The organism is Sorangium sp. So ce394 (genome assembly GCF_051474665.1).
Lineage (GTDB): Bacteria > Myxococcota_A > Polyangia > Polyangiales > Polyangiaceae > Sorangium > Sorangium cellulosum_D.
On the sequence record NZ_CP150339.1, the window covers coordinates 6,338,822 to 6,364,120 of the forward strand.

General features: G+C 73.5%; 19 protein-coding genes and 1 riboswitch. Of the genes, 7 read left to right on the top strand and 12 right to left on the bottom strand.

Annotated elements, in window-relative coordinates; all coding sequences use genetic code 11:
• Nucleotides 1-13: 13 nt before the first annotated feature.
• A complete protein-coding gene (locus WMF33_RS23270; RefSeq protein ID WP_437339175.1) occupies nt 14-1,261 on the bottom strand; it encodes a YncE family protein in 1,248 nt (415 codons plus the stop codon).
• Nucleotides 1,255-3,327: a TonB-dependent receptor plug domain-containing protein gene (locus WMF33_RS23275; protein WP_437339176.1), complete on the bottom strand. Its 2,073-nt coding sequence runs from the start codon at nt 3,325-3,327 to the stop codon at nt 1,255-1,257. The genes WMF33_RS23270 and WMF33_RS23275 overlap by 7 nt, the downstream gene beginning before the upstream one ends.
• 156 nt (nt 3,328-3,483) lie before the next feature.
• A riboswitch (cobalamin riboswitch) is annotated at nt 3,484-3,709 on the bottom strand.
• A 698-nt stretch (nt 3,710-4,407) separates the two neighbouring features.
• Here WMF33_RS23275 and dhbC point away from each other — a divergent pair.
• The 5 genes from dhbC to WMF33_RS23300 all read left to right on the top strand — a co-directional run bounded on the left by dhbC (nt 4,408) and on the right by WMF33_RS23300 (nt 10,062).
• A complete protein-coding gene (gene dhbC, locus WMF33_RS23280) occupies nt 4,408-5,664 on the top strand; it encodes an isochorismate synthase DhbC (protein ID WP_437339177.1) in 1,257 nt (418 codons plus the stop codon).
• Nucleotides 5,664-7,307, top strand: a complete 1,644-nt coding sequence (locus WMF33_RS23285; protein ID WP_437339178.1) for a (2,3-dihydroxybenzoyl)adenylate synthase — start codon at nt 5,664-5,666, stop codon at nt 7,305-7,307. The genes dhbC and WMF33_RS23285 overlap by 1 nt, the downstream gene beginning before the upstream one ends.
• Before the next feature lie 89 nt (nt 7,308-7,396).
• Nucleotides 7,397-8,380: an isochorismatase family protein gene (locus WMF33_RS23290; RefSeq protein ID WP_437339179.1), complete on the top strand. Its 984-nt coding sequence runs from the start codon at nt 7,397-7,399 to the stop codon at nt 8,378-8,380.
• Nucleotides 8,381-8,418: 38 nt separating this feature from the next.
• Nucleotides 8,419-9,264, top strand: a complete 846-nt coding sequence (locus WMF33_RS23295; RefSeq protein WP_437339180.1) for a siderophore-interacting protein — start codon at nt 8,419-8,421, stop codon at nt 9,262-9,264.
• A 21-nt stretch (nt 9,265-9,285) separates the two neighbouring features.
• Nucleotides 9,286-10,062: a 2,3-dihydro-2,3-dihydroxybenzoate dehydrogenase gene (locus tag WMF33_RS23300; RefSeq protein WP_437339181.1), complete on the top strand. Its 777-nt coding sequence runs from the start codon at nt 9,286-9,288 to the stop codon at nt 10,060-10,062.
• Between the two features lie 138 nt (nt 10,063-10,200).
• Here WMF33_RS23300 and WMF33_RS23305 read toward each other — a convergent pair whose 3' ends face one another.
• The 4 genes from WMF33_RS23305 to WMF33_RS23320 form a co-directional block, all read right to left on the bottom strand.
• Nucleotides 10,201-11,199: a PepSY domain-containing protein gene (locus tag WMF33_RS23305; protein WP_437339182.1), complete on the bottom strand. Its 999-nt coding sequence runs from the start codon at nt 11,197-11,199 to the stop codon at nt 10,201-10,203.
• On the bottom strand, nt 11,199-12,452 hold the full coding sequence (locus tag WMF33_RS23310) for a hypothetical protein (RefSeq protein WP_437339183.1): 1,254 nt from the start codon (nt 12,450-12,452) through the stop codon (nt 11,199-11,201). Before WMF33_RS23310 ends, WMF33_RS23305 begins: the two co-directional genes overlap by 1 nt.
• A gap of 33 nt (nt 12,453-12,485) precedes the next feature.
• Nucleotides 12,486-15,362, bottom strand: coding sequence for a TonB-dependent siderophore myxochelin receptor MxcH (gene mxcH / locus WMF33_RS23315; RefSeq protein ID WP_437339184.1), 2,877 nt, complete (start codon nt 15,360-15,362; stop codon nt 12,486-12,488).
• Between the two features lie 158 nt (nt 15,363-15,520).
• Nucleotides 15,521-15,751 (bottom strand): hypothetical protein, encoded by a 231-nt coding sequence (locus WMF33_RS23320; RefSeq protein WP_437339185.1) that lies wholly within the window; start codon nt 15,749-15,751, stop codon nt 15,521-15,523.
• A 524-nt stretch (nt 15,752-16,275) separates the two neighbouring features.
• On the opposite strand from WMF33_RS23320, the gene WMF33_RS23325 reads away from it, so the two are divergent.
• Both WMF33_RS23325 and WMF33_RS23330 read left to right on the top strand, forming a co-directional pair.
• The gene (locus WMF33_RS23325; RefSeq protein ID WP_437339186.1) at nt 16,276-17,541 is read left to right on the top strand and encodes a condensation domain-containing protein; all 1,266 of its coding nucleotides are present in this window, start codon (nt 16,276-16,278) and stop codon (nt 17,539-17,541) included.
• A 78-nt stretch (nt 17,542-17,619) separates the two neighbouring features.
• Entirely contained in the window at nt 17,620-18,891 is a 1,272-nt protein-coding gene (locus tag WMF33_RS23330; RefSeq protein ID WP_437339187.1) for an MFS transporter, read from the top strand.
• Here the strand turns inward: WMF33_RS23330 and WMF33_RS23335 are convergent.
• The 6 genes from WMF33_RS23335 to WMF33_RS23360 form a co-directional block, all read right to left on the bottom strand.
• Nucleotides 18,869-19,303 (bottom strand): TlpA family protein disulfide reductase, encoded by a 435-nt coding sequence (locus WMF33_RS23335; RefSeq protein ID WP_437339188.1) that lies wholly within the window; start codon nt 19,301-19,303, stop codon nt 18,869-18,871. The genes WMF33_RS23330 and WMF33_RS23335 overlap by 23 nt on opposite strands.
• Nucleotides 19,304-19,313: 10 nt before the next feature.
• On the bottom strand, nt 19,314-19,889 hold the full coding sequence (locus tag WMF33_RS23340) for a peroxiredoxin (RefSeq protein ID WP_437339189.1): 576 nt from the start codon (nt 19,887-19,889) through the stop codon (nt 19,314-19,316).
• A 204-nt stretch (nt 19,890-20,093) separates the two neighbouring features.
• On the bottom strand, nt 20,094-21,215 hold the full coding sequence (locus WMF33_RS23345; RefSeq protein WP_437339190.1) for a hypothetical protein: 1,122 nt from the start codon (nt 21,213-21,215) through the stop codon (nt 20,094-20,096).
• A 381-nt stretch (nt 21,216-21,596) separates the two neighbouring features.
• The gene (locus WMF33_RS23350; protein ID WP_437339191.1) at nt 21,597-22,391 is read right to left on the bottom strand and encodes an SDR family NAD(P)-dependent oxidoreductase; all 795 of its coding nucleotides are present in this window, start codon (nt 22,389-22,391) and stop codon (nt 21,597-21,599) included.
• Nucleotides 22,392-22,563: 172 nt separating this feature from the next.
• A complete protein-coding gene (locus WMF33_RS23355) occupies nt 22,564-23,943 on the bottom strand; it encodes an OmpP1/FadL family transporter (protein ID WP_437339192.1) in 1,380 nt (459 codons plus the stop codon).
• Nucleotides 23,943-25,265 carry an OmpP1/FadL family transporter gene (locus WMF33_RS23360; protein ID WP_437339193.1) on the bottom strand — a complete coding sequence of 441 codons (1,323 nt, stop codon included), beginning with the start codon at nt 25,263-25,265 and terminating at the stop codon, nt 23,943-23,945. The genes WMF33_RS23355 and WMF33_RS23360 overlap by 1 nt, the downstream gene beginning before the upstream one ends.
• Between the last annotated feature and the right edge of the window lie 34 nt (nt 25,266-25,299).

Sequence of the window (25,299 nt, forward strand, 5' to 3'; positions counted from 1 at the left end):
TTGATACGCCCCATCAGAGGCCGCCGATGGATCGCGGCGGGAGCCCAACCTCGGTGTCGACGGTCACGTCCTCCAGCGGCTCGAGCGCGCCGTTCGCCGTCGCTTTCCAGCGCCGGAGCTTGTTCCTCTCCGCGTCGCTCAGCAGGCAGACGTCGCCGCAGCCGGGCGCGCAGTGTATGCCGCCGAAGACGAAGGGCTGGCGCGCCTCGCCGAGCGGCGTGATATCGCCGCTGTCCACGTTCACCGAGAAGACCCGGTCGCCGGCGGACGCGTTGCCCCCGTACGCCGTCGCGAGGAGGACGTCCTCCGACGCGAAGGCGAGCGAGGGCTGGATCCCAGCGTCCAGCGCCTCGGCCACGCCGAGCCGCTCGATCTCCTCGGGCGGCGACGTGCGAGCGTCGTAGATCACGATATCGCTGGTCGCCGGATCGTACTTCATCGCGTCCGCGTCGAAGCGGCTCGAGCAGGCGACGGCCAGTCGGATCCCCGAGGGTGACACGGCGACGCGCCCGCAACCGTAGAGCCCGTGGATGTCGACCGTCCACGTGACGGCGTTCTGCTCCGGCGAGACGCCCACGAGGCGCCCCTCGCCCACCTCCGAGAAATCTTCCGCCAGCCGGCCGAGCGACACGACCACGTCGTCGCCGACGCGCGCCATCCCCGACGGACGCGGCAGGAGCCCCGCTTTCTCCTCCGGCAGGGCGATGCGCCCCTCGATAGCGTACTTGCGGGTGTCGACGATGAGGAGATCGCTGCCCTCGTCGAAGGGTTCGGCGCCTGAGGTGGGGTTGCTCCCGAAGCGTGAGACGAACGCGCGTTCCGCGTCCACCTCGATGTAATCATGAGGGTTGGACTCGAATCCCTGCCCGACCGGGAGCTGCGCGATGACCTCGGCGGTCTCGAGATCCATCCAGGTGATCACGTTCGTGCCATACCGATCGAGCAGGACGACGCGGCCGGACGGCGGCGCCGTCGCCGGGACGTCCACGTCGCCCGACAGCGCGAGGCTGAGCCCCGGCTTTGTCGCGCCGCTCGACACGAAGGAGGGCGAAAGCGTGGTCCCGTCGAGCTCCGAGATCGCGATGTTCGTCGACTGGTAATCGCTCGTCACGATGACGACGCCGCGCTCGCAGGCGCCCGGCGTGCCCGGATCGCGCCCGCCGCCTCCTTCGACACCGCCCGTCGACGGCGGCGGCGGATCCACGTTGCAGCCCAGGAACGGGATCGAGATTGCTATCGCGAATCGACGGATCTTCACCATGTGGACTCCAGTGTGAGAAACACGCTCCGCCCCGGGAGCGGATACCCGACGACGTCCGTACGCCGCGCGTCCAGGAGATCCGCGACGCGCGCCCTCGCCGCGAGGTGCCCCCGGAGCCATGTCGCCTCTGCCTCGACGTCGACGGTCGCCTGCTCCGCGATCACGCCGAGGCCGGCAGGGTCGGCGTACCGGCTCGACTGGTAGACGGCCCGGAGCTCGCCGGAGGCGCCCGAGAGCACGCCGCCGTCCGCGGGCTTCCAGTCGGCGCGAAGGCGCGGCGCGACGACGAGGCGAGGGCGAAACGGCAGGACGTCGTTGGCGGTCGTCCGCCGCGGCGTCGTGTCCCGCGGATCGAGGAGCGTCGCCGCGACCTCGGCGCGGAGGAACGAGGTCACCTCGATCCCTGTCAACAGCTCCGCGCCCAGCACGCGGGCGCGGTCGACGTTGTACGGGGCCACGTAGCCCTGACCGGAGCGCGCGTACGCGATGAGCCCCGACGAAGCGCGCCCGAACACGAACGCGTCGATGTAGGCGCCTCGGAGCACCGCGCCGGGCCGCGTCTGCGCCCGGATCCCGGCCTCGAGCGTGACGCTGGACTCCGGCTCGAGCTCCGCATTGCCGTGGACGACGCCGGAGATGCCGTACACCTCGCCGAGCGTCGGGACGCGGAGGTAGCGCCCCACGGTCGCGAGCAGCCGAACCCGGCCGCTCCCCGCCTCGGCGCCGATACGTCCGGAGGGCGCGAGCACGTCGCAGGGGCGGCCCGGGTCCGCGCCGGTGGCGTGGCACTCGCCGCTCCCGAGGGCGCGCAGCGCGAGCCACTCGCCGAGGCGCAGCTCCGCGCTGACGGCGCCTCGCGCCGACGTGCGCCGCGCGCGCGCGAGCGGGATGTCGTCCGGCTCGCGCGAGATGCCCTCGCGCGCGACCGAGAGCATGGGTCGCACCGTGAGGCGATCGGAGAGGTAGAGGGTCGCTCCCAGCGTCTGCTCCAGGCGGCGGCCGGCGAGGCGGAGCTCGCGCGTGAGGAGCGCGAGCTCGAGGAGGGGGTCGTGGAACTCGGACCGCGCCTCGATGAACGAGGTGCGCGCCTCGAGCGTGTGCTGCGCCTCGCCGCCGAACGGAACCCGCGTCACGACGGACGCGAGCGCGCGCCGGGATTCCCCGCGAGCCTGCCGGGAGGGCAAGAGCGCGAGCCGCGGCACGCCCTGCTCGCGATCGAGGCCGTTCGCGATCACGTCGACGGTCGCGCCGTGGCCGAGATCGAAGCGCGCGAGCGCCCAGGCGTCGACGGCGCGCACGTCGGCGTTCTGCCGGCGCCGGACGGTGTCGTCGCTCGCGTCGAAGAGCGTCCCGCGATCGTCGACGAACGCATAGCGGTTCGCCGCGGCCTCGGCGCTCACCCCGACGATCGAGCTCACCGGGCCGGCGCTGACGCCGGCGAACGCCCACCCGCGCCTGGCCCCGAACGAGCCTGCCATGGCGCCCACGCCGGCCGTCGTCCGGGACGGCCGGCGTGGCTCGAAGAAGATCGCGCCGCCCGGCCCGAGGCGATCGGCCTCGATGGGAGCGTTGCCCCGGTAGATCTCGACGCGCTCGACGAGCCAGAGCGGCACGAGCGAGAGATCCGCGGTCCCCGCGACGTCGTCGTTCAGGCGAACGCCGGCGAGGTACACCGGCGTCTGCGCGGCGGTCGCGCCCCGGATGGCGGCGGTCGCCGGCCCGCCGAAGCCGCCCGACTCGGTCACCTGGACGCCCGGCTGCGTGCGGAGCACGTCCGCGGCCTCGAGCCCCGCTCCGGTCAGGCGGTCGCGGGTCAGCACGGATCCCGCGACGGATCGGTCCTTGGGCGGCGCGGGCGCGCGCGCGCGCTCCCCCTCGACGCGCACCTCCAGCGGGGCTGTCGCGGCGGCAGCGCGACCGCCGCCCTGCTCGGCCCCTGCCCCGCGCAGCTCTTCCGCGACGGCTGCCGGCGCGGCCGCCAGGGCGCTGCCGGCGGCGAGCACGAGCCAGCGCCCCGCGCCGTCGCTCCGCCGGCGACGCACCACACGCTCAAGGGATTGAACCATTCACGCCCGCCTGCCCGCGTCGACCCAGCACTGCTCGGGTGAGCTGAGAGCCGAATCGGGGGGACTGCAGACGGGCTACGGCACCGCGCCTGAGCGAGGTGGTCCAGAGCCTGCGCGCCTTCCCCTCGAAGGCTCAGGTCAGCGCGCGCCGGAGCACCGGCGCGCGCACCGTCGGCAGGTCTTCGGACTCACGGGCGCTGCGGCCGTCGCCGGACGCTTTCCTACTGATCACCGCTTCCCAGGCCGCTCAAGCGCGGCCCAGTGCTCGATGGTGATGGTCGTTCCCGTTCACCGCTGCGGGGGCAGTCCCGGATTCTCACCGGGTTCCCTTTTCAGCTCGCCGGGCGATGGCCAGGCGAGCACCGATGGCGGGGCGACTCCTGGCAGATGTAGCGTGGATTGTCAACGCGGAAATGGCTGCCGTACGCAGCCCATTCCCATGCCCACGCGGCCCCGGGCCTGCACCAGGAAACCTTGACAGTTCTTATTGAACGTGACATCAAGCTTTTGAAACTGATTTTCCTTATCAGGTTTCTGTAGCGGCCCGCGACTTCACGTCCAGAGCCCGATGAACCGAGCCCACGCGGCTCTCGAAGCCCATCGGAGCTGGATGTGACGACGTGCCCATTTCGACATTCGGGCCGACTCCGCGCCTCGACGCCCTCGCGGGCGGAGCGCGCGTGCCGGCCTTTGGCCGCGCGCCTGCGCGCCGCGGTGGAGCCTCTGCGGCCGAGCCTCCAAGGCGCCCGGTGGCGTGACGGCGCCGGGCGCGCGGCCCTGAGCCGGTCGATGGGCCAGCGGCGCGCCCCCGCCGCGCTCGCCTCGAGGAGCCGGCGCGCCCCCGCCGCGCTCGCCTCGAGGAGCCGGCGCGCCCCCGCCGCGCTCGCCTCGATGGTCCAGCGCCCCGCAGCTCGGTGCCATGAGACGCGCGGCGCGCCGTGTCCCGGGCGCGCGGGCCACCGCGCGCCCCCGCGCTAGCGCCGAGAGCGCTGCCGCCGTCGCGCGGTGACGGACACGCGCCCTGGCGCGCGCGCCGCGCCGCGGGCGCCCCCCGATTCCACACCTTTCAAGGAGTGTTCGATGAATTCCTTCTCGATGCCGGCTGCCGTCGCTCATCCCTTGTCGAACGCCGGGCAGATCCTCAAGCAATACACCCCTGAATCGGCGTTCTTCTTCGCGTCGCCGACGCGCACGCTCCTCGCGCAGGGCGTGCACGACATGATCCTCGAGACGATCGGCACCGACCGCGGCGAGCGCCTCTCGGACCGCATCACCCGGGTGCTCGCGGCGCAGGGGCGGGCGGGCCACGGCGTCCCCATGGCGGTCGGCGCGGTGCCGTTCAACAGCACCTCGCCCGCGCACCTCATCGTGCCGAAGACGATCCAGAGCGCCGGGCCGCTGAGCGCCGCGGCCGACGCGCTCAGGCCCCAGCCGCAGGCCTCCCTCCAGACGCTGCGGAAGGTCCCCGAGCCCCGCGATTACGTGCGCGGCGTCGAGCTGGCCGTGGGCCTGATGCGGAACGAGGCGCTGAGCAAGGTGGTCCTCTCCAGGATGCTGGAGATGACGCTGCGAGAGGCGGTCGACCTCCGCGCCGTCCTGCAGCGCCTCTCGCAGCAGAACCGGAGCGGCTACACCTTCGCCGCCAACCTCTCCGATCCGATGGCGGGCCTGTCCGGCTCGGAGCGCGGCCCGAGCTCGCGGCCGCGGACGCTGATCGGCGCGAGCCCCGAGCTGCTCCTGTCCCGCTCCGGGCTCCGGGTGGTCGCCAACCCGCTGGCCGGCTCCGCGATCCGCAGCCCGGATCCGGACGAGGACCGGCGGCGCGCCATCGCCCTGCTCGCGTCCGAGAAGGACCGGCACGAGCACGCGATCGTGGTCGACGCCGTCGCCGCCGCGCTCCGGCCGTTCTGCAGGCACCTGAGCGTCCCCGAGGAGCCGTCGCTCACGCAGACGGCGAACCTGTGGCACCTGTCCAGCCGGCTCACGGGCGAGCTCCGCGATCTCTCGATCTCCTCGATGAGGCTCGCCGCCGCGCTGCACCCGACCCCCGCGGTGTGCGGATACCCCACCGAGCGCGCCCGCGCCGCCATCGAGGCGCTCGAGCCCTTCGATCGCGGGTTCTTCACGGGCCTCGTGGGCTGGTGCGACGCCGCCGGAGACGGCGAGTGGGCCGTCGTCATCCGCTGCGCCGACGTCGCCGGGCGGGCGCTCCGGCTCTACGCCGGTGCCGGGATCGTCGTCGGCTCCGAAGGCCAGCGCGAGCTCGACGAGACGTCCGCCAAGCTCCGCACGATGCTCAACGCGCTCGGCCTCGACCAGGCGCCGGAGATCGGGTGATGCCCGCCGACGAAAGCCGACAGGCGCTCTCCGGCTGGACCCCTTGGCCGCCCGAGGTGGCCGAGCTCTACCGGCGCGAAGGCTACTGGCGCGGCGAGACGTTCGGGGACCTGCTCCGCGAGCGGGCCGCGCGGCACCCGCACCGGATCGCCCTCGTCGGCGACGACCGCCGGCTGAGCTACGGCGAGCTCGATCGGCGCGCCGACCGCCTCGCCGCGGGCCTCCTGCGCCTCGGGATCCAGCCGCGGGATCGCGTGGTGGTCCAGCTCCCGAACATCGTGGAGTTCTTCGAGGTGTGCTTTGCGCTGTTCCGCCTCGGCGCCCTCCCCGTCCTCGCCCTGCCCGCCCACCGGCGCGCCGAGATCACGTATTTCTGCGAGCACACGGAGGCGGTCGCCTACGTCGTCGCCGACCGGGACGGCGGGTTCGATTACCGGGAGCTGGCGAGTCAGGTCCGGCGGGACGTGAAGACCTTGAAGCACGTCCTCGTGGCCGGCCAGCCCGGCGAGCACACCGCGCTCGAGGGCGTGTACGCCGAGCCCGTGGAGCTGCCGAGGCCCGCGGCGGGCGACGTGGCCTTCTTCCAGCTGTCCGGCGGGAGCACCGGAGTGCCCAAGCTGATCCCGCGGACGCACGACGATTATCTCTACAGCGTGCGGGCCAGCGCGGAGATCTGCGCGCTCGACGCGGGCAGCGTGTACCTGGCCGTCCTGCCCGTCGCGCACAACTTCACCCTGAGCTCGCCGGGGAGCCTCGGCGCGCTCTGCGCCGGCGGCCGCGTGGTGCTCAGCCGCCGTCCCAGCCCGGACGAGGCGTTCCCGTGGATCGAGCGGGAGAAGGTCACGATCACCGCGCTCGTGCCGCCGCTCGCCGCGCTGTGGCTGGAGTCGGCCCGGACGACGCGGCACGACCTGTCGAGCTTGAAGGTGCTCCAGGTGGGCGGCGCCAAGCTCGCCGCGGAGGTGGCGCGCCGGGTGCGGCCGACGCTGGGCTGCGCCCTGCAACAGGTGTTCGGGATGGCCGAGGGGCTGGTCAACTACACCCGCCTCGACGATCCCGAGGAGATCACGAGTGAGACCCAGGGCCGGCCCATCTCGCCCCACGACGAGGTCCGCGTCGTGGACGACGAGGACCGCGACGTCGAGGACGGGCAGGTCGGTCACCTGCTCACGCGCGGGCCTTACACGATCCGCGGCTATTACAAGGCAGACGCGCACAACGCGAAGGCGTTCACGCGCGACGGCTTCTACCGCACGGGCGATCTCGTGCGGCGCACGCCGTCGGGCTACCTGGTCGTCGAGGGCCGCGCAAAGGACCAGATCAACCGCGGCGGCGAGAAGATCGCGGCCGAGGAGGTCGAGAACCACGTCCTCGCCCACCCGGCGGTGCGCGACGCGGCGCTCGTGGCCATGCCGGACGAGCGGCTCGGCGAGCGGTCGTGCGCGTTCCTCGTGCCCCGCGGGCAGCCGCCGGCCGCGCGCGAGATCAACGCCTTCCTGCGCGAGCGCGGGGTCGCCCCGTACAAGGTGCCCGATCGCATCGAGTGGCTCGACACGCTCCCGACGACGAGCGTCGGCAAGGTGGACAAGAAGGCGCTCCGCAAGTGGATCGCCGATCGGCTCGCGCAGGGCGCCGCGCGCTGAAGCGCGGCGCGGGCCGGGGCGGCGGGGCGACGGCGCGTCGCTCGAGCCGCCGAGATGAAACGCTGTGACCACGTGAGAGAGGAACAACCATGGCCATCCCCAGCATCCAGACCTATTCCATGCCGCGCGTCGACGAGCTCCCGGAGAGCCGGGTGCCCTGGCGGCCGGATCCGAGGCGCGCGGTCCTCTTGATCCACGACATGCAGGACTACTTTCTCGGCTACTACGACGCCAAGGCGCCGCCGGTCGTCGAGCTGCTCGCCAACACCCGCCTGCTCCGCGAGCGGTGCGCGGCGAGCGGGATCCCGGTCGTCTACACGAAGCAGCCCGCCGAGCAAACGAGGGCGCAGCGCGGCCTGCTGCTCGATCTCTGGGGGCCCGGGCTGACGCAGCACCCGCACAAGGAGGCGATCGTGAGCGATCTCGCGCCGGGGAGCGCCGATACGGTCCTCACCAAGTGGCGTTACAGCGCCTTCCAGCGCACCGAGCTCCTCGACCTCCTGCGCCGGTGGGGGCGCGATCAGCTGATCGTGTGCGGGATCTACGCCCATATCGGGTGCCTGATGACCGCGTGCGAGGCGTTCATGAACGACATCCAGCCGTTCTTCGTGACCGACGCGACCGCCGATTTCTCCCGGGCGCAGCACGAGATGGCCATCGCCTACGTGGCGCAGCGGTGCGGCGTCGCGCTGCCGACCAGCGCCGTCGTGGCCGCGCTCGCGCCCCGGGACGACGCGGGCGCCGCGCCGCGCGAGGCGGCGCCGCTCGGGCGGGCGCAGGGCCGGGCGGCCTGGCTCGATCGCCTGCGCGGCGACGTCGCCGAGATCCTCGATCAGCCCGCCTCGGCGCTCTCGGATCGCGAGCACGTGCTCGACCTGGGGCTCGACTCCATCCGCCTCATGACCCTCGTCGAGCGATGGCGCGCCGCGGGGCTCGACGTGACGTTCGTGGAGCTCGGCGAGCTAGAGACGCTGGCGCAGTGGTGGGAGCTCCTGTCGACCCGGCTGCCGCGCGAGAGCCGGCACGCCCACCGGCAGGGCGGAGAGGCGCTCAGCCAGGAGGCCGCCGGCTGACGCCCGCGTCACCGTGCGTCGACGAGCCCGGACTCACCATGAGCCACACCGCGACTCCCCCGCAAGGGGCGGCAACGCGCACGCCGCCGCGTCTCCTCGAGGTGCTGCGCGCGACCTCGATCACGCCTCATCTGCGGCGGATCACCCTCGGCGGCGAGGCGCTCGCGGGGTTCCCTGCGGGCTCCGGCGGCGCGCACATCAAGGTGTTCCTCCCGCGGGACGGCCAGTCGGCGCCGGAGCTGCCCACGCTCGGTCCGGACGGCCCGGTCTGGCCTCCCGCGCCGCGGCGGCCGATCACGCGCACGTACTCGGTGCGCCGGTACGACGCGCGGGCGGGCGAGCTGGAGGTCGACTTCGTGCTGCACGGGGACGACGGCCCCGCGTCGCGCTGGGCCCGCCGGGTCGAGCCGGGCGGTCGGGTCGGCGTCGCCGGGCCCAGCGGCCCGGATCCGATGCTGAGGCCCGCCGACTGGTACCTCCTGGCCGGCGATCTCGCCGCGCTTCCGGCGATCGGCGCGCTGCTGGAGGCCCTGCCGGCGACGGCGCGCGGACACGCCTTCATCGCGGTCCCGGACGCGGCCGACGTGCAGCCGATCGCGTGTCCGCCGGCCGTCGCGCTGACCTGGTTACCGCTCGGCGGAAAGCACGCGCCCGGCCCCGAGCTGGAGGACGCGGTGCGCGCCTTCGAGTGGCCGCCGGGCCGGGCCTTCGCCTGGGTCGCCGGCGAGGCGTCGTCGGTCCGCGCGATCCGCGACCACCTGCGGAACGAGCGCGGCCTCGGGCGCGACGCGATGTACGCCGTGCCGTACTGGAAGGCCGATCGCGCCGAGGAGGCGTATCACGAGGAGCGCCATCGGTTCATGGATGAGCTCGACCCCACCTGACGGAGAGCGAGAGATATGGAGATGGACTTCAAGCACAAGGTCGCGCTCGTCACGGGCGCCGCCCAGGGGATCGGCGAGGCCGTCGCGCGGGCCCTCGCGGCGCGGGGCGCGGCCGTGGCGGCGCTCGACGCGAACCGGGAGCGCCTCGCCGCCGTGGTCGCCGATCTGACGGCGGGCGGCCGCCGCGCCGCGGCGTTCCCGGCGGATGTGTCGGACGGCGAGGCCGTCGACAGGGTCGTGGACCGGGTCGAGCGGGAGCTCGGGCCGCTGGACATCCTTGTCAACGTGGCGGGCATCCTGCGCGTCGGCCCGGTCCTGGAGCTGAGCGACGACGACTGGGAGCGGACCTTCGCGGTCAACACCCGGGGCGTGGTCAACGTGAGCCGGGCCGTGGCGCGGCGCATGACGGGGCGCGCTTCGGGGGCGATCGTGACGGTCGGGTCCAACGCCGCGCGGACCCCGCGGGTGCACATGGCCGCTTATGCCGCCTCGAAGGCGGCCACGACCATGTTCACGAAGTGCCTCGGCCTGGAGCTCGCGAGATACAATATCCGGTGCAACGTGGTCTCCCCGGGCTCGACGGACACGCCGATGCAGCGCGCGCTCTGGACCGACGGGCGCGGGGCGCGCGCGGTCATCGCCGGCTCCCCCGAGGCGTTCAAGCTGGGGATCCCGCTGAACCGGATCGCCGAGACCGAGGACGTCGCCGCGGCGGTGCTGTTCCTCGCCTCGGATCAGGCGCGGCACATCACGATGCACGACCTCTGCGTCGACGGCGGCGCCACGCTCGGCGCGTAGCGCGCCGAGCACGTCGATCCGGCGAAGAACGAACCGCCGAGACGCCAAGAACGCCACGAGGCGAATCCCCTCTTGGCGTCCTTGGCGTCTCGGCCGTTTCACGTTCTGCGCTGTTCGGGCAGCTTCACCCTCTAGCGCTCACGCCCCGCCCTTCTCGACCTTGCCGAACACGATGTCCGACGCCGTGCCGCTCATCACCACGGCGGCCACGGCGATGGCGACCGCGACGGCGACCGCGCCGACGACCCGGGACGGCTTCATCTGCCACCACATCGCGAGGCCGGTCAGCGCCCAGAGGACCAGGGTGATCCCGGTGATGTCCGCGAACAGCGCCCAGATCCAGGTCATGCCGCCGTGCACCGGGAAATGATGTGTCTTGTGGAGCATCCCGAGCAGCTCCACGAAGAGCGGCTGTCCGGCGCCGCCGTCGAGCCGCCCGTCGAGGCGGCCCGCGCCCAGGTCGTACGTGACGTTCCACAGGCGGCCTTCCGCGTCGCGCATGCGAAAGCGCAGCTCGGGGCTGACCTTCGGGTGGGCGCGCAGCGGCCCCGCGCCGTCGATGCCCAGCTTGGGCAGCAGATCCTTCACCTGCGCCTCCACGGCCGCCATCCGGTGCTCGGGCAGCTCGACCGTCGCGCCGGCGAAGGGAGGCTCGGGGGCCTTCGCGGGCTCGGGCGGGAACGTGGAGAGCGTCGCGGCGCCGTCGTCCAGGCGGACGAGCACCATGGTGCGCCCCCCCTCGCTGGTCGAGCCGATGAGCTCGGGCCAGCCCGAGAACGCGCCGGGGGTCGACGCGTCGAGCGTGTAGCGGGACGGAGAGCCGGCGTTGAGCTGCTCGACGACCTTGCGCGCCACGGCGTCGGGATCCCACGGCGTGAACCCGGTGAGCGCCGACACCTGCTCGGCCGAGATCGACCGCCGCTCGAAGTCGCGCCCGATCTGCGGGTGGTTGAACAGCACGCCGCTGATCCCGAACAGCAGGATCCAGGGAAACACGAGCAGCCCGAGGTACATATGCGCGCGCCGCACGACCTTCATGGCGGCGCCGTACCGCGGCCGCGGGCGGCGGCCCTGCGGGGCGCGGGGCTCCCGCGCGGGGCCGTCGCTCGTCGCACCTTCGCGATCGGGCGCCAGCATCATCGCAGCTTCGCGGCCGAGAACACGACGCCGGGCGCGGTCAGGCTCACCTCGCCGGGGCCGTCCCCGCCGAGCTCGCGGAAGGTGGTGGAGTCCTGGCCGAGGAACTGGAGCACGAAGCTCTTGCCGCCGAGCGACACGCTCACGACGCTGCCGCTCGTGGGCTCGGCGTCGAGCAGCGTGGCCTCCGGGGCGTCGCCGAGGGTGACGCTGGCCCACCGCCACGCCGCGGCGCTCGCGAGCACCCGCGGGTGGGTGTCCTCCTTGATCGCGAACGCGCCCTCGTCGAGCACGCGCAGGTACGCCTCGCCGCCGGAGCCGACGATCAGCGAGCCGGCCGCGTCGCCGTCGAACAGCGAGCCGAGCTCGACGTGGAAGTCGGGGTCGAACTGCCCGGCCTCGAGGTCGAACCGCAGCATGCACGGCGCCGCCGCGCTGTCGGGGTTGAGCCGGTGCACCGCGGCGCCGTACGCCTCGGTGGCCATGTAGATCTTGCCGTCGGGCCCCACCGCGCCGTCGCGCACGTAGCCGCACCGATCGTCGGTGACCACGGTCGCCTCGTCCGTCGCCGTGTCCACGACGACGATCCCGGCCTGGCTCGGCACCTCGGGCCCGTTCCTCCAGCCGGCGAAGGAGATCACCGCGCCGTCCACGCGCAGGGGCGCCGCCGTGAACGTCAGCGTCGCGTCCCCGAGCACGAGCGCGTCGAGCGGGATGGCGCCGGTGACCGTCATCTCCTTCGGATTCCAGATCACCACCTGCGCGGTGTACCCGTCGAAGAAGTACGCCTTGGTCTCCGACACGAACTGGAACTGCCCCCCGTACTCGTCGATCTTCGCGAGCCCCTGGCCCTGGAAGCTCACGGTGGCGCCCTTCTTCAGGCTGCCGTTCGCCCCGAGGTCGTAACGGGTCACGGTCGGCCCGGCGTCGCTCGCCACGAACAGGGCGCCCCCGCCGTCGGGGCCCGCGCCGATGCCGCGCCCCAGGATCTCGGTGCCGCTGTCGAGCGACAGCGGCTGATCGCTGTCGAGCGTATCGGTCAGGAGGATGTAGCTCAGCGTGTCGGCCGCCTCGACGCCGAACACCTGCGTGGTGAGCGCGATGACCTCCCCCGTGGCGCCGCCCTCGCCCCCGGTGCCGCTGTCACCCCCGTTGCCGCCGACACCGTCGCTCTCATCGTCGCCGCACGCGGCGAGGCAAGGGACGATCAGGGTGAACAGGAACGGCGTGAGCAGGCGCAGAGAACGCGACATGGAAAACACTCCTTGGTTCGATCGATCACGTGGTTACAGATCGAGGACGAGCTTGGCGTAAGCCGCTCGACCGGGACGCTGTACACCGAAGAAATCAAAGGCTTTTTCGTCAGTGAGGTTGTGGACCTCGAGGCTACCGCTCACCGATCGTCCGCCGCGCTGCACCGCATAGGCGAGCGTGAGCGCGTGCAGGAGCTGCGGCTCGAAAGCGTGCTTCTCGTCCCCGGCGCTCTCCCAGCCGAGGAAGAACTCGCCGACGTAACGCGTGCTCCAGGTCAGCGACAGCGCGTCGTGCGGGTGGAACGGCTCGGGCCACGTGAGGCGCGCGGAGGCGTCGGCGAACAGGTAAGGCTGGTTGAGCATGCGCTCGCCCTTGAAGCGGGCGAGCGGGCCTGTGCCGGTCGTGTTGCGGAAGTCCTGCCATGTGAGCTGACCGTCGAGGGCCAGCCACTCCCCCGGGGACGTCCACCCGATCGCCGACTCGAAGCCCACGGACCGGGCCGACGGGAAGTTCTCGTACTTGGCGTAGCTGGCCTCTCCGCCCAGCCGGATGAGATCCTCGGCGAAGCGGCCGAAGCCGTTCACGTCGAAGCGGAGCTCCCCGAAGCCGGTCTCCGCGCGCTCCAGGGTCACGCCGACGTTCACGTTGTGGCTCACCTCCGGCGCGAGGTGCAGGCTGTCGGTGATGACCCCGCCGTCGCCGAACAGCTCTTCCGCGTTGGGCAGCCGGGTGGCCAGCTCGTACGAGGCCTTCGCGTAGAGCGCGTCCGTGAAGCGGAAGCGCAGGCTGTCGCCGATCCCGAACCTGTGGCGCGTCAGATCGAGATCGCGGAGGGCGCCGCTCGGGAGCAGCTCCCTGGTCCCGATCACCTGCGCATAGCCCTTGGCGAAGGCGATGTTCGCGAGCCGGCCATCGAGCCCCTTCGCCTCGTACTCGACGCCTGCCACGCCGCCGAGCACCGCCCGCCGCGCGGTGAGCGGATCGTACCGGTCGCGGATCGCGCTGTTCTTCCCGGTGCGGGTCGCGTAGGTCGGCGACACCCCGAAGCGCAGGAGGTGATCGGGCGCGGCGCGGTAGGCCAGGCTCACGGTGGCGAACGCCGTGTGCTGGAGGACGGCCTGGTCGGCCGCGCGGCCCATCTCCCCGCGCTGCGGGAGCGGCGCCATGCAGCGACCTCGCCAGCCGTAACGGCAGGTCCCGAGATCGCGGAAGACGGTGCGCGCGAGCGCGTACCCCGCCATGGCGTCGAGCCGGAGGCTCTTCGAGAGCGGCTGCGCATACCGCGCGTGGCCGCCGCCGGCCTGCCTGCCGTAGGTGACCTCGCCGTAGGGCACCTTCATGTACAGGTTGTGCTGCACGTCGCGGTCGTGCGCGGCGTAGAAGGCCCGCAGGAGCAGCCGATCGGCCCAGGGCCGCCGGAGCCACCCGCCCTCGATCGAGCCGCCGGCCGCGCGGTAGCGGTCGTGGAACCGGCGGACCTCGGCGGGCGTGAGGCGCCCGTTCGCGGCCACCACCTCGACGTCCTGCATCGGGTAGTCGTTCCGCGCGTGGTCGGCGAAGGCGCTCGCGCGCGCGAACAGCCCGCTCGGCTCGTCGGCGTGGCGCGCGCTCAGGGTCGCCCGGTACGTGCCGAAGGAGCCGACCTGGTAAGACGCCGAGCCGCCCGTCCCGCGGGTCTCGCGATCGGTCACGAGGTTCACCGCGCCGCCGAGCGCGTCCGCGCCGAAGCGCACGGGCACGACGCCGCGGTAGATCTCGACCCGCTCGACGAGGTTGACCGGGACGCTGGCGATCCCCGCCGAGTAGCCCGCCAGCGCGAGCGGCACGCCGTCGAGGAAGAAGCGGATCTGGTCGCCGGTGAGGCCGTTCAGCGAGAAGCGGGCGGCGGAGCCGAGCCCGCCGCCGCGGCGCACGCTCACGCCCTCGGAGCGGGCGAGCACCTCGCCGAGATCCGCGGACTGCCGCCGCGCCTGCGCGGTCTCGACGACCCGCACGGCCTCGGCAGATCGGCGCAGCCGCTCGGCCTCCGAGGCGCCGCGCACGCTCACCTCGAGCGGCGGGGCCGCGGCCAGGGGCACGAGGCGCAGCGTCGCCTCCGCCTCCCGCCCGCCGGCGGCCTCGACGCGCACGCGGAGCCGCTGCGCGAACGCGACCTCGGCGATGACGTCGTACGGGCCCGGCGCCAGCGCGTCGACCCGGAAGCGGCCGTGCTCGTCGGTGCGCGCGACCTGGCGCGCGGCGCCGTCCGGCGACGCCACCGCGACCTCGACGCCGGCCACGGGCTCGGCGCCGGGCCCTGACCAGAGGACCCGCCCGACCACGCTCGCGGCGGCGGGCGTGGCTGCCGCGGACGTCGCTGGCGCCGCCATCGCCGCCGCGGGCGGCGATGCGATCGGCGCCGCCGCCGCGGGCGGCGCGGGCAGCCGGAAGTCGTAGCGGTAGAGGATGCGCGCCGCGACGCTCCGGCCGCCTCGCAGGGCGGGCCGGAAGCGGAAGCGCAGCGCCGCCTCCTGCGCGGCCTCGTCGAACCCGTGACCTGCGGGCGACGCGACGTCCGCCTGCGTGACGCGCCCCGCCGCGTCGATCGTCAGCTTCAGGACGACGCTCGCCTCCTTGCCCGCCGCGCGCGCCTCCTCCGGATACGCGGCCTCCACGGGCTCGATGAGCTCGGGCGCGCGCGCCTCGAGCGCCGCGCCGTCGCCCGGCGCCCCGCGCCCCGCCTCGCCCTCCGACGCCGCGCCGCGCTCGCGCTCCTCCCCGCTCGGCGGCGCCTCGGCGCGCGCTTCCCCGCTCGGCGGCGCCTCGTCGCGCGGCCGCGCCTCCTGCGCGGAGGCGGCGCGCGTGCCGCAGAGGAGCAGGGCCAGGATCCAGAACGTCCCGCCGCGGCGGGAGGCGCGTCCGCCGGTCATCACCTCTCCAACCCGGCGCGCCGCATCGCCGCCGGCCGCCGCGCCGGACGGCCGTGCGCCGCGCCGCCCTCGGCGTTCCGCCTCCGGGTCGACCCGGCGCTCGCCCGCGGGGCCGCGATCGGCGCTCGCATCTCGGCGCTGCTGCGGGCGTGCATGGGTCAGAGCTCGACCTCGGTCTCGGCCGTCGCGTCGTCCCCCGCCGGCGCGATCGGGATGACCACGACGCGCTTGCATCGCCGGCACTTCAGCTCGATGCCGCCGGCCACGTGCCGCGCGAGCATGCTGCCGCAGTCGCAGCGCACGGCCTCGGTCCCCCCATGGCCGGCGACGCCGCAGCGCTCGCACCGGCCGCCGGACGGAGCCTCCCGTTTCAGCGTCAGGTCGTTCATCCCTGGCCCTCTTTCCCGTCCACGACGATCCGAGAAATGATAATGAAAGTGACTTTCAACTTAATCGAATCGAGCGTCTACCATGGAATTTGGCAGCTCGTCAATCGAAAATCGCTCGCAGCGGAAGCGGCGCCTGGAGGCCTGGGTCGCCCATCGAGGCGGCCCGCTCGGGCCGGCGCACGGCGATCCCGCGAAAATCGGCCCATGCGCCGCTCCGAGCGAATCCGCTTGACGGGATCTACCCGATCCTCTAGCTAATTGAAAGCAGCTTTCACTTTCATGTTCGAGTATTCCACCGAGTGCCGGTTCACCGCTCCGGGGCGAGCGCGCCGGGACCGGTCTCCGGGGCGGCGAGGCCACGTCGGTCAGCCCTGTCGCCCGATGCGCGCCGTCTCGGGCCCTCGTGCGAGCGCGCAGGCCGCGCGCTGCCCCCGCGAGGGGCGGCGGCGCGCGGCGGCGGAGTGAAGACAACAACGACGAGCCACGCGCGCTTCGTGGAAGCCGCGTCCTGAGGTCCTGAATCCATGAGCGTCAGTCACCCCCTCACCCAAGCGCAAGCGGCCATGTGGCTCGACCACAAGAGGGATCCGCAGAGCACCGTCAACAACACGGCGGAGCGCGTCGAGCTGCGCGGGCCGCTCGACCTCGATCGGCTCAGGCAGGCGCTCATCGCCATGCAGGGCGAGGCGGAGGCCCTGCACATCCGCTTCTTCGAGCAGGACGGCGAGCCCCGCCAGCGCCTCGGGGAGGCGGCGCAGCCCCCCGTCGCGCTGCGCGATCTGACCGGCGCGGAGGACCCGCGGCGCGCGGCCGACAGGGAGATCCTGGAGCGGCTCGACGCGCCCTTTTCGCTCGAGGAGGGGCGGCTCTACGACCAGACGATTTACCGGCTCGCGCCCGATCACCACCTCTGGGTCTTCCGCGCGCACCACATCACCCTCGACGGCTACGGCTTCCAGCTCTGCAAGAGCCGGGTCGCCGAGCACTACCGCGCGCTCGGGGGCGGCGGGCCGCTCTCCCCGCGGTTCGCCGGGTTCGCCCCGGTGATCGCCGAGGACGTCGCCTACCAGGGCTCCGCGCAGGTCGCGCGGGACCGCGAGGCGCTCATGCGCGTTTACGACGGGCTCGACCTGCCGCCGGTGCTGTTCGAGGAGCTGGGCCTCCTGCGGGGGAACCGCGCGAGCACGGCGCTGCCCGCGCGGCTCGGCGCGAAGCTCAAGAGGCGGGCGATCGAGCTCAAGACCAGCTGGCCCAACCTGCTCTTCGGCATGGTGGCGGCGTTCCACGCGCGCCTGACCGGGGAGCGCGACGTGCTCCTCGGCGTCCCGGTGATGCAGCGGATGGGCAGCGCCGCGCTCAACGTGCCGTGCATGGCCATGAACATGATCCCCGTCCGGGTCCGCGTCGATCCGGACGCCGCCCTCCCCGAGCTCGCGCAGCGCGCGCGGCGCGCCTTCGACGGCCTGCGCGCCCACCAGCGGTACCATTACCTGCACCTCTGGCGCGACATGGATCACAAGCGCCTGTTCGGCCCCGAGGTGAACGTCATCCCGTTCAGCGCGCCGCTCGACTTCGGCCCCGAGCTCAAGGCGACCGTGACCAACGTCGCGTCCGGCCCGGTGGAAGACCTCTCCTTCGCTTTCTCGAGCTGGGGAGACGACATCCACTTCACGCTCGACGGGCACCCGTCGCTCTACGATCGGGCCACCCTCGAGGGGCACCAGCAGGCGTTCGTGGCGGCGCTGGACGCGGGCTGCGACGCGCCCGCGGCGGCCACGCTGGCGTCATGAGCGCCGCAAAGGGACCGCGCGGGGGCCGGGGCGCCGCCGCGACACGGGAGGCGGCCCAGGGCCGGGCGCGAGGCGATCATGGCTAGCGCGCGCTCCGAACGGACGATCCTGCTCCTCGTCGCGGCGGTCCAGTTCGTCAACCTCCTCGACGTCATGATGGTCATGCCGCTCGGGCCGGACCTCGCCGCGGCGCTCGGCATCCCGCTGTCCGATCTCGGCCTCGTCGGCGGCAGCTACACCGCGGCCGCGGCGCTCTCGGGCGTCGCCGGCGCGTTCTTCCTCGACCGGTTCGACCGGCGCAGCGCGCTCGCGGTCGCGATGCTCGGCCTCGTCGTCGCCACGGCCGCGGGCGGCCTCGCCACCGGGCTCTCGACCCTGCTCGCGGCGCGCGTCCTCGCCGGCGCCTTCGGGGGGCCCGCGGCGGCGATCTCCCTGTCGATCGTCGCCGACGTCATCCCGCCCGAGCGGCGCGGCAAGGCCATGGGCGTCGTGATGGGCGCCTACTCGTTCGCCGCCGTGCTCGGCGTGCCGGCCGGGCTCGAGCTCGCGCGGCGCGGCGGCTTCCAGGTGCCCTTCTTCGCGGTCGCCGGGCTCGGGGTCCTCGTCGCGGGGCTCGCGACCGCGCTCCTGCCCTCGATGCGCGGCCACATCGGCGGCGCGGCGGCGCCGGGGAGCGCCCTCCGCGAGCTCCGCGCCCTGCTCGGCTGCCCGCTCGTCGCGCGCTCGTACCTGGCGACCACGGCCCTGATGATGGCGTCGTTCCTGATCATCCCGAACATCTCGGCCTACGTGCAGAACAACCTCGGCTACCCGCGCGAGCGGCTCGGCCTGCTCTACCTCGCGGGCGGCGCGCTCAGCTTCGTCGTGATGCGCACGGCGGGCCCGCTGCTCGACCGGCTCGGCGCGTTCCGCACGAGCCTCTCCGGCGCGGCGCTGCTCGTGGCCGTCCTCTACGCCGGGTTCCACGCGTACGTGCCGGGGCTGCCCGTGCTCGCGGTGTTCGTCGGCTTCATGACCGGCACGACGATCTGCAACATCTCGTACAGCACGCTCGCCTCGAAGGTGCCGCTCCCCTCGGAGCGGGCGCGCTTCGCGTCGATGCAGTCGGCGGTGCAGCACCTCGCGTCCGCGCTCGCCGCGTTCGTGTCCGCCAGGATGCTCCGCGAGCTCCCGGACGGGCGCCTCGACGGCATGGCCGGCGTGGCCGCGCTGGCGATCGCCTGCGCGCTCGTCTTCTGCCCGCTGCTGCTCTGGATCGAGCGCCAGGTCGCCCTCGACCTCGCGGGCCGCGCCGGGCCGGCGCTCCCCGCGCGGCCGGCCGGGTCGCTCAGCCGCCCTCCTCGCCCGTGAGCTGCGCGAGCGCGCGCTCCAGGTGCGACAGCCCTGCGGCGCCCGCGGATCGCGCCCGCAGCTTCCCCTCGCCGTCGAACAGGAAGTAGGCGGGCCAGAGGCCGCCCGTCTGGAAGCGGTCGCCGATCGCGTGCGCGTTGTCGATGGCGACCGGCTCGTCCATGGCGCTCTCCGTCACGACGGCCTCCACCCGATCGACGCGCGTGTCGGACTCCTGGCGAGGCATGTGGACCGAGACGAAGCGGACGCCGCGCGGCCCGTATCTGTCCTTCCACGCGCGCAGGGTGGGCAGGTTGTCCTTGCAGAGCGAGCACGACACCGCCCAGAACTGCACGACGACCGGCGCGCCCTGGAGCGCGGCGGGCGTGGGCTCGCCGTTCAGCCAGCGCGTCGCGCCCTCGAACGAGGGCATCGGCGCGCCGCTAGGCAGCACGGCGCTGCTCCGCCGCGATCTCGATCGTGTCCTTGCCCGGCTTCCAGTCGGACGGGCACAGGCCGCCGGTCTGGAGCGCCGCGAGCACGCGGAGGGTCTCGTCGGTCGAGCGGCCGATGTTGAGCGAGTGGATCACGGCGTACTGGAGGACGCCCTTGGGATCGACGATGAAGAGCCCGCGCAGCGCCGCGTGGACGCCCTCGATGAGCACGCCGTACCTGCGCGCCACCTCGCCCGAGTGGTCGGCGGCGATCGGGTAGTTCACGCCCGCGATGCCGTTCTGCTCCCGGGGCGTCATCGCCCAGGCCCGATGGGTGTAGGTCGTGTCGGTCGAGCAGCCGAGGAGGCTCGTGCCGAGCTGATCGAAGTCGGCGCGCCGATCGGCCAGGGCGAGGATCTCCGTCGGACACACGAAGGTGAAGTCCATCGGATAGAAGAAGAAGAGGAGCCACCGGCCGCTGTGATCCGACAGCGAGACCGTGAGATCGTGGCGGTTCGGGGCGGCGGGATCGAACACGGGGAGCGTGAACTCGGGGGCGGGCTCGCCCACTCTGGCGACGGACATGGTTCCTCCGAGGGCCTCGTCGAGCGCGAGCTCGATCGGCCGGCGCGCTGGCAATTTCGTCGATCGATGACGTCGATCGATGACGTCGATCGACGGCATCGACGCGGAGGTCGTGGTGCCGGGGCCCGCAGCGTCAACGGCGGAGCGCTGGGCCGCCGGCGCGGGCGGCCGGGGCGGCGCGGCGGGCGGGCGATCGGGGCGCGCTCACGGCTCGGGCGGCGGGAGCGACGCGTCGGCCGGCGCGACGCCGGCGGCGACCGCGGGGTAGCCCTGGCCGTCGCGCGTCCCCGCCGCCTGCGTGACGAACAGCAGCGAGAACCCGGGATAAGCGGCCACCCAGGGCGCGCGCGGCGCGAGCGCGGAGGACGCGCCGAACACCGGCGCCGCCGCGCGCTGGAGCGGCCCGTCGTGACCGAAGCGGGCCGCGAGGCCGATCGCGGAGCGGCCGGCGCTGTCGCGGCCGGCGTAGTAGACGCGCAGGCTCGGCCGGCCCGTCGCGGAGACGGCGAGCACCGGCGCGGGATCGAAGACGGCGGCGCTGTCGAAGGGCTCGTCCTCCGCCGCGCTCGCGCCGGCGGCCGGCAGGGGCGCCGGCGCGAGCGCGGGGCCGTCGCCGACGCGCGCCCAGGCGAGGCCGTCGTCGCTGCGCGCCTCGCCCACGAAGGACGCGCCCCCGTCGCCCGCGACGACGTAGAACATCCGGAGCGAGCCGTCGGGCAGGCGGACCACGCCGGGGCTGCCGGGGATGGCGCCGCGCTCCCAGCCGCCGTCGTCGGGCGCGGTCGGCGCGAGCACGGGCGCCGGCTCGCGCGCGAAGGCGACGCCGTCGGTACTGCGCGCGAGGCCGATGCCGCCCTCCGCCGCGTAGTAGAGCCAGATCTCGCCGTCCAGGAGGAGCGCCGAAGGGGCGGCCACCGTGCCGCCTTCCCAGGGCAGCTCCGGCGCGAGGACCGTCACCGGCGATCGCTCGAACGAGCGGCCGTCCGCGGCCTCGTAGCGGACGATCGCGTTCGGCGGGGCGAGCGGGTCTGGCTCGGCGTCGTCGGGGCCGAGCGTGGCGGCGAAGAAGCCAGCGGCCGCGAGCGTCGAGGGATCGCCGTCCAGATCGACCACCGAGGCGTCGCGCGCGAAGCGCTCGTCGTCGTTCATGACGTGCGGGGCCGCCCTGGAGTTGCCGAGCTCTTCCTGGTCGATCTCCCGGAACGGACCGGCGAGGGCGTTCGGCAGGCTGCCCTCGTCGGCCTCCTCCGAGGGGAGCGTCGCGCAGGAAGCGAGCGGCCACGGAACCGCGCAGAGGGCGAGCGCTCGAGGGAGGAGGAGCAGCATCGGCAAGCGCGGACGGAGGCGTGATGCAGGCCTGCGTGGGCCCCGAGGTTCACGGATGGGGATGCGCGTCGGATCCTGGAGCACCGCTCCATCCTAGTACCGCCGGTCAGAACTCCCGCCAGGGATCTGCCTCGCGAGCGACAGAGAAATAAACGCCAAGGCGCAAAGGCGCAAAGGCGCAAAGGCGCAAAGGCGCAAAGGCGCAAAACTACAAATCTTTTTTGCGTCTTTGCGCCTTGGCGTTGAACTCTCTCTCCGGATCCCTGGCCGGACTTCTGGCGGGGCGGAACTAGTCACGAGTGCATCCCCGCGGGGAGCGGCCTGCGAGGGCGCAAACTCGGATCCTACCGTTGCCTGGAGGAGTCGGTGCGAGGGAGATAGTCACCGGGCGGTGAAGCCGCCGTCGATGAGGAGGGTGGTCCCGGTGATGAGCGACGCGGCAGGCGACGCGAGGAAGACGACGGCGCCCGCCACGTCGACGGGCTCGCCGACGCGCCCGAGGGGGATCCTCGACAGGAGATCGTCTCGAAACGCCTCGTCTTTGAGCCATTTGACGGTGCCCGGCGTCCGGATGAACGTCGGGGCGACCGCGTTCACGTTGATGCCGTACCTGGCCCACTCGACCGCGAGGCATTTGGTCAGGTGCGCGATCCCTGCCTTGGTCATGCAGTAGACCGACTCGGTCGGTAGACCGACGAACCCCGCCTGCGAGCTCAGGTTCACGATCTTGCCGCTGCGGTTCTTGATCATCGTCCGCCCGACCTCCTGGCTCACGAAGAACGTGCCCTTGAGGTTCACCGCAACCGTGAGATCGAAGTCCTCTTCGGTCACGTCTTCTGCGGGGCTCGGCGGGCCGATTCCGGCGTTGTTGACCAGGATGTCGATGCGACCGAAATGGCGGATCGCTTCGGCCACCGCGCTCCTGATCTCCGACGTGCGCGTCACGTCCATTTGCAGCGGGAGCGCGCGTCGGCCGAGGGCGCGTATGGACTCGGCGAGCTCCCCCGCTGAGCCGATCTCGCGCAGGCCAAGGGCGACGTCCGCGCCGGCGTGCGCGAGGGCGAGCGCGCATGCGTTCCCGAGGCCGCGAGCGGCCCCGGTGACGAGCGCTACCTGACCCTTCAAATCGAAGCGGGGTGCTTCGCCTGACGACGAAGAAGGTGCATCCGTTGGCATGAGGTGGTCTCGCAAGAACTGGAGCGCGCGTCAAGCGCGCGGCGATGGCGGTGCAAAGCGATCTGATGTCAAGCCTGCACGACCCCGCAGGTGGCGAATCGACATTCCGGCGAAGAGCCATCGAGTGCCACGGCCACCGTCGATCCCCGCGCGATTCACCTCGTTCACGGGATCAGAACGCAGCCGTCACCGTCGCTCCAAGGTTCACCATCGTGCCGTCTGCTCTGTAGTCCCCGACGAAATCAGCCGGATTGTCCTTCTCCACCACCACTTCCGGCAGCACGGACAGCTGCCCGTGCACATCGATCCGGAGCGAGCCCGGCAGCTCCGGCAGAGGCCGATTCAGGACCACGCCCGCCCCCAGAGAGAGCGTGTGTCGATCTGCGTCGATGTAGTTCGTCACCCCCCGCTGCGGCGGGACCGGCGAGCGCTCGTAGACGTACCCCGCGCGGAGCGGGATCTCGATCGCGTGCCGCGCTCCCCCCGGCCCGCCTTGCCCGGCCGCCTCGCGCGGGCTCCCCGCCGCGGCGATCGCGTACTCGACGCCCAGCCGCAGCACGAGCCGATCCTCGAACCGGAGCGGCACCACGGACGTGGGCCTCGGATCGTCGGGCAGGTCGAGCGGCACCTCCGGGGGCGGCGACGCCTCGAGGTGCGCCCGCGCCCTCGCCACCGGGCTCTCGTAGGCCGACCAGTTCACCCATGTGACGTCGAGGTTCACGCGCAGGCCCCGGATCCGCTGGAAGCTCGCCCCCACGACGACCTGCTGCGGCAGGAACGCGTCGACCGTGCGCGACTCGAGCTCGTAGAGGAGCGGCACCTCGATGCCCGCGAAGTCGACGACCCCTTGCAGCCGCGCGTCGATCGACAGCGGGAGCTTCGCCTCCCCGCGGTAGACGACCCCGACGAAGCCGAGATCCCAGGCGCGCACCCGCGCGCCGAGCTGCGGGTAGCGGATCGACGTGAGATCCGCGTCCACCTCGTGGCGGAGCGCGGAGTCGTAGGGCGACAGCGCGTCGGCGCGGCCCGTCACCGAGAAGCGGCCCCGCGTCGAGGCGAGGAACGCGACGCCGCCGCCGAGCTCCAGGAACGGGAGCGGGCGCACCGCGATGTTCGCGGCGAGGAACAGGATCGAGAGCCGGTCGTCGTAGAGCTCCCAGCGCGGCGTCTCCTGGCGGATCGCCTCGATCCGCGACAGCCCGTCGTCCGGCAGGAACGTCGCCAGCCCGAACGCGAATGGGACGCCGAGCACCTCGCCTGGCGCGACGAGGCCGCCCGACAGCCCGTGGACGTCGCGCACGCCGCTGTCGCGGCCGTTCGTGCGCAGGCCGTTCGACGCGTAGCTGTAGCCGAGCGAGAGGCCGAGCCCCGTCGCGCCGGCGAGGCCCGCCGGGTTGTAGTAGCTCGCCGAGAAATCGGTCGCGTCCGCCGCGAGCGCGCCGCCCATCGCGGCGCCGCGCGCGCCGAAGCCGTACGCGTCGGGCGCGTGCGCGCGCGCTGGCCCGGCGGTCAGCGCGGCCAGCAGCGCGGCGGCGCAGGCGGGCCGGCGCATCAGAACGCCACCCCGAGCGTCGTCCCGCCCGCGACCAGGACGCCCCCCGTGCGCACCGCGCCGGCGCCGCCTTCGCCGCCGCCCGCGGCAGGCTCGCCGCGCTTCCGGTGCGCGCGCGGCAGGAGCAGCTGCACCTCGCCGAACAGGTCCAGCGTCAGCCGGGGCAGCGGCGCGGCGAGCGCGAGCCCGTAGCCGAGCGACAGCGCGACGCGCGCGTTGTCGTAGAGGTTCGACGCGCCCGTCTGCTCGGGCGCCGGCGACGGCTCGAGGTACGCGCCGCCGCGCGCGTGCGCCGTGGCCCCCGGCCGCAGCGCGAGGCTGCGCTCCACGCCGACGCGCGGCACGACCGTGTCCGAGTACCCCGGATCCGCGGGCGCCGGCGCCCCGCACGGGCCGGCGAACGGCTCGCCCGTGGCGGGGTCGACGTCCGGGCAGCGCACCGTCGCCTCGACCGGGCCGGGGTACGCCGACCAGCGCTTGTACGTCGCGCCGATCGCCACCTTCCAGGGGCCCTTCACGCGCGCCACCTCGAGCGCGACCTGCGCCGGATCGTACTGCGCGATCCCCGCGATGTGGAGCGGCGGCACGGCGATCCCCCCGAGATCCTCGGCGCGGATGACGACGTCGAAGCGCCCGGCGAGCTCGCCGCGGAACGCGGCCCCGACGCGGTACGCGCCGATGTCGTAGCTCGCGCCGAGGATCGGCCCGTAGCTCGCGACGAGGGTGTCCTCGACCAGCGTGCCCACGCGGCCGGACGCGTCGGTCGCCACCGTCACCGCGCCGGACAGCGCCGCCAGCGCGGCGAAGCCGGCGCCCACCCGGACGCCGCGCCCGAGCGACGCGCCGAGCGCCGCCTGCACCGCCACCGACTGGGTCCGGTCCGCGACCGGGAACTGCGGCGTCTCCGGGTAGAGGATCCGCCCGCGGACCACCACGTCGAACGGCGCGAAGAAGCCGAGGCCGATCGTCACGCGGTCCGCGAGCGCGCCGCCGAACGGGATCGGCACCGTGGCGCCGATCAGGCTGCCGCGCAGCGGCGGGTACGAGAGCCGCCGGCCGCCCGCGCGGAGGTCGAAGATCGCGCCCTCGAGCCCCAGGGTGAGCCGGCGCTCGCGCGACAGCGACAGGAGCGCCGGGTTCGCGTAGACGGCCTCGTAGCCCTCCGCGACCGCGGCGCCGGTCGCGCCCATGGCGCTCGCGCGCGCGCCGAAGCCGAGCACGTCCTCCGGCGACGCGCGCGCGGCGCCGGCCGGCGCGAGGGCGAGCCCCGCCGCGGCGAGGGGCGCGAACCCGCGCCGCATCCAGCGGATCGGGCGAAGCATGCGCGGGCGACCGTAGACTGGGCCGCCCTGGCGC

Excerpts from the sequence above, each read along its gene's own strand:
- WMF33_RS23270 (WP_437339175.1), bottom strand. The coding sequence starts at position 1,261 with ATGGTGAAGATCCGTCGATTCGCGATAGCAATCTCGATCCCGTTCCTG.
- WMF33_RS23275 (WP_437339176.1), bottom strand. The coding sequence starts at position 3,327 with ATGGTTCAATCCCTTGAGCGTGTGGTGCGTCGCCGGCGGAGCGACGGC.
- dhbC (WP_437339177.1), top strand. The coding sequence starts at position 4,408 with ATGAATTCCTTCTCGATGCCGGCTGCCGTCGCTCATCCCTTGTCGAAC.
- WMF33_RS23285 (WP_437339178.1), top strand. The coding sequence starts at position 5,664 with ATGCCCGCCGACGAAAGCCGACAGGCGCTCTCCGGCTGGACCCCTTGG.
- WMF33_RS23290 (WP_437339179.1), top strand. The coding sequence starts at position 7,397 with ATGGCCATCCCCAGCATCCAGACCTATTCCATGCCGCGCGTCGACGAG.
- WMF33_RS23295 (WP_437339180.1), top strand. The coding sequence starts at position 8,419 with ATGAGCCACACCGCGACTCCCCCGCAAGGGGCGGCAACGCGCACGCCG.
- WMF33_RS23300 (WP_437339181.1), top strand. The coding sequence starts at position 9,286 with ATGGACTTCAAGCACAAGGTCGCGCTCGTCACGGGCGCCGCCCAGGGG.
- WMF33_RS23305 (WP_437339182.1), bottom strand. The coding sequence starts at position 11,199 with ATGCTGGCGCCCGATCGCGAAGGTGCGACGAGCGACGGCCCCGCGCGG.
- WMF33_RS23310 (WP_437339183.1), bottom strand. The coding sequence starts at position 12,452 with ATGTCGCGTTCTCTGCGCCTGCTCACGCCGTTCCTGTTCACCCTGATC.
- mxcH (WP_437339184.1), bottom strand. The coding sequence starts at position 15,362 with ATGACCGGCGGACGCGCCTCCCGCCGCGGCGGGACGTTCTGGATCCTG.
- WMF33_RS23320 (WP_437339185.1), bottom strand. The coding sequence starts at position 15,751 with ATGAACGACCTGACGCTGAAACGGGAGGCTCCGTCCGGCGGCCGGTGC.
- WMF33_RS23325 (WP_437339186.1), top strand. The coding sequence starts at position 16,276 with ATGAGCGTCAGTCACCCCCTCACCCAAGCGCAAGCGGCCATGTGGCTC.
- WMF33_RS23330 (WP_437339187.1), top strand. The coding sequence starts at position 17,620 with ATGGCTAGCGCGCGCTCCGAACGGACGATCCTGCTCCTCGTCGCGGCG.
- WMF33_RS23335 (WP_437339188.1), bottom strand. The coding sequence starts at position 19,303 with ATGCCCTCGTTCGAGGGCGCGACGCGCTGGCTGAACGGCGAGCCCACG.
- WMF33_RS23340 (WP_437339189.1), bottom strand. The coding sequence starts at position 19,889 with ATGTCCGTCGCCAGAGTGGGCGAGCCCGCCCCCGAGTTCACGCTCCCC.
- WMF33_RS23345 (WP_437339190.1), bottom strand. The coding sequence starts at position 21,215 with ATGCTGCTCCTCCTCCCTCGAGCGCTCGCCCTCTGCGCGGTTCCGTGG.
- WMF33_RS23350 (WP_437339191.1), bottom strand. The coding sequence starts at position 22,391 with ATGCCAACGGATGCACCTTCTTCGTCGTCAGGCGAAGCACCCCGCTTC.
- WMF33_RS23355 (WP_437339192.1), bottom strand. The coding sequence starts at position 23,943 with ATGCGCCGGCCCGCCTGCGCCGCCGCGCTGCTGGCCGCGCTGACCGCC.
- WMF33_RS23360 (WP_437339193.1), bottom strand. The coding sequence starts at position 25,265 with ATGCTTCGCCCGATCCGCTGGATGCGGCGCGGGTTCGCGCCCCTCGCC.